The sequence below is a fragment of the Brevundimonas sp. genome (assembly GCF_036659295.1).
Lineage (GTDB): Bacteria > Pseudomonadota > Alphaproteobacteria > Caulobacterales > Caulobacteraceae > Brevundimonas.
Map to the genome: position 1 here is coordinate 1 of NZ_JAVXCU010000147.1, position 2,768 is coordinate 2,768.

Annotated in this window: 3 protein-coding genes; all 3 read right to left on the bottom strand. The window is 59.8% G+C overall.

Annotation, left to right across the window (positions count from 1 at the left end):
- Positions 1-426: NAD-dependent epimerase/dehydratase family protein (locus tag RSB01_RS13905; protein ID WP_332625728.1), on the bottom strand; the 426-nt coding region annotated here is incomplete at its 3' end.
- On the bottom strand, positions 423-1,892 hold the full coding sequence (gene rfaE2, locus RSB01_RS13910) for a D-glycero-beta-D-manno-heptose 1-phosphate adenylyltransferase (RefSeq protein WP_332592063.1): 1,470 nt from the start codon (positions 1,890-1,892) through the stop codon (positions 423-425). The genes rfaE2 and RSB01_RS13905, both read right to left, overlap by 4 nt.
- 27 nt (positions 1,893-1,919) lie before the next feature.
- Positions 1,920-2,768: a 3-deoxy-8-phosphooctulonate synthase gene (kdsA, locus tag RSB01_RS13915; RefSeq protein ID WP_332625730.1), complete on the bottom strand. Its 849-nt coding sequence runs from the start codon at positions 2,766-2,768 to the stop codon at positions 1,920-1,922.

Here is a 2,768-nt window from a genome sequence, read left to right on the forward strand (position 1 = left end):
CGCATTCAGGCTCTCAGGATCATCACGATCCTCGAAACCTTGCCCTCCATCGCCATAGGTCGCTGCCGACGAGGCATAGATCATCCGCACATTGCGAATGGCGCACCAGTCCCAGATGTCACGGGACAGGCTGAAATTCGTGCGGATAATCAGGTCTGCATCAGCCTCGGTCGTCGAGGAGATCGCCCCCATATGGATGACCGCCTCGATCTGCTCGGCGTGACGTTCCAGATTCTCGAACAGTTCCTCAGGTTGCCAGAAATCGGCAATCGGATGCTTGGCTATATTCTTCCACTTGCCAAGGTCCGCCGTTTCCAGACGGTCGCACACCACCACATCCCATGCCTGCGTTTCGCACAGATGGGCCACAATATTGGAGCCGATAAAGCCCGCACCGCCCGTTACTACAATCATGCGAGGCGTCATGGGGTCTTGTCCGTCTTTTCGGTCATTTTTTCGATAGTTTTGGTCGTGGAATAGCCAGCCTCGAAACTGGCAAGGCGTACTTCACCGCCCCAGCTTTCGACTTCGGTGGCCCCCACAACCTGTTCCTTGGTGTAGTCCGAACCCTTGATAAGAACATCGGGTCGCAGACGCTTGATCGCTTCCAGCGGCGTGTCATCGCCAAAGAAGGTCACCGCATCCACACTGGCCAAGGCACCGATCACACTGGCGCGGCTTTCCAGATTATTGACGGGACGGCTTGGCCCCTTCAAGGTGCTGACAGACTCATCGGTGTTCAACGCCACAACCAAACGGTCACACCAGCTACGCGCCTGCGCCAGATAGGTGACATGCCCGCGGTGCAGGATATCAAAACAGCCATTGGTGAAGCCGACCTTCAGCCCATCAGCCTGCCAGCGGGCCACGGTATCGGCCAGATCATCGACTGTCACCACATCGCCCATCAGGGGGCGGCCAACCTCGGCTTCTTCGGCGTCGATCAGTTCTTGTGGCGTGACGATGGCCGTCCCTGCCTTACCGACAACGACCCCTGACGCCAGCAACGCAAACTGGACAGCCTGTCCCAGCGTCAGACCCGCAGCTAGTGCCAGTCCCAACGCTGCAAGGCTTGTATCACCGGCACCCGAAACATCGAAAACTTCGCGCGCACGGCCCGGATAGTGCTGAACTTCACCGCCGCGCTGGATCAGGCTCATGCCCTTGCCTGCACGGGTTACAACCACGGCCTTCACCGTGGTCTTATTCAACAGCGCCGCCAGCGCTGCCTCTACCTCTTCATCGGTACCGGTCCGCATGCCCGTGGCAGCGGCCAGTTCACTGGCATTCGGCTTGACCACATCGGCTGCGCCATAGCGGGCAAAATCGCTCCCCTTGGGATCGACAATCACCGGCGCGCCATATTGGCGACCGGCCCACAGCGCGGCCGCGATCAGACCATCATCTACAACGCCCTTGGAATAGTCCGAAACCAGAATGGCCTTGGCGTGATCAAAAACGCTCTTGTCGCGATAGGCTGGGCTTAGGCCCTGCTCATCATCCAGACGCAGCAATTGCTGGCCGGACGAAACAAAGCGGGTTTTGACGATCGTATGGGCATCATCCGGTCGCTGGATCTTGTCCTCGATACGGGTGTCCGCATCAATCAGCGCCGCCAGTTCATCACCAGCGCGGTCCTGTCCTGTCACAGCGCCAAGACGCGACACAGCGCCCAATGCCGCAATATTTCGCGCCACATTCCCCACACCACCCGGCATGGACACCGTGCGGCGGGCCTTCAGCACCGGAATCGGTGCCTCGGGCGAAATGCGATTCACCTCGCCATAGACGAAGTGGTCCAGCATCAGGTCGCCCACACAGGCGACCTTGATGCTTTTAATCCGCTCCACAAGGTTGCGGAGGTCAGCGAGATCGAAAGAACGTTCAGCCATAATGCCGAACTACCGGATTCACGCCGATCAGGCCACTGGTCCCTTTGCGCCAATCTTGATCGCCAGATCATCAAACGCGATCAGTTCGGCAGCCAGAGCCTCGAACTTGTCCAGCGGAACCATGTTCGGACCGTCCGAGGGCGCATTGTCGGGGTCCTGATGGGTTTCCATAAAGACAGCATCCACACCGACAGCCACAGCAGCACGACCCAGAACCGGTACAAACTGGCGCTGGCCGCCCGAAGACGTGCCCTGACCACCCGGCTGTTGGACGCTGTGGGTTGCGTCAAACACGACTGGGCAACCGATAGAGCGCAGTTCCGGCAGGGCGCGCATGTCGCTGACGAGGGTGTTGTAGCCGAACGAAGCACCGCGCTCACACGCCATGACGTTCGGATTACCCGCGCCGGTGATCTTGGCGATCACGTTCTTCATGTCCCAAGGCGCGAGGAACTGGCCCTTCTTGACGTTGATCGCCTTGCCCGTGGCAGCGGCGGCCAGAAGTAGGTCGGTCTGGCGGCAAAGGAAGGCCGGGATTTGCAGTACGTCCACAACCTCGCCCACCGGACCGCACTGGGCCTCGGAGTGGACGTCCGTCAGGGTCGGAAGACCATAGGTTTCGCGCACTTCTGCAAAGATCGGCATGGCGTCTTTCAGGCCGATACCGCGTGCGGCATTGGCGCTGGTGCGGTTCGCCTTGTCGAAGCTGGTCTTGTAGATGATGCCGACGTTCAGGCGGTCACCGATTTCCTTCAGCGCATGCGCGGTTTCCAGCGCGTGCTGGCGGCTTTCCATCTGGCACGGACCAGCGATGAAAACGATCCGGTTGCCACCGCCGATGACGACCGGCTTGGCCAAACCTTGGGAGAGTTCGAT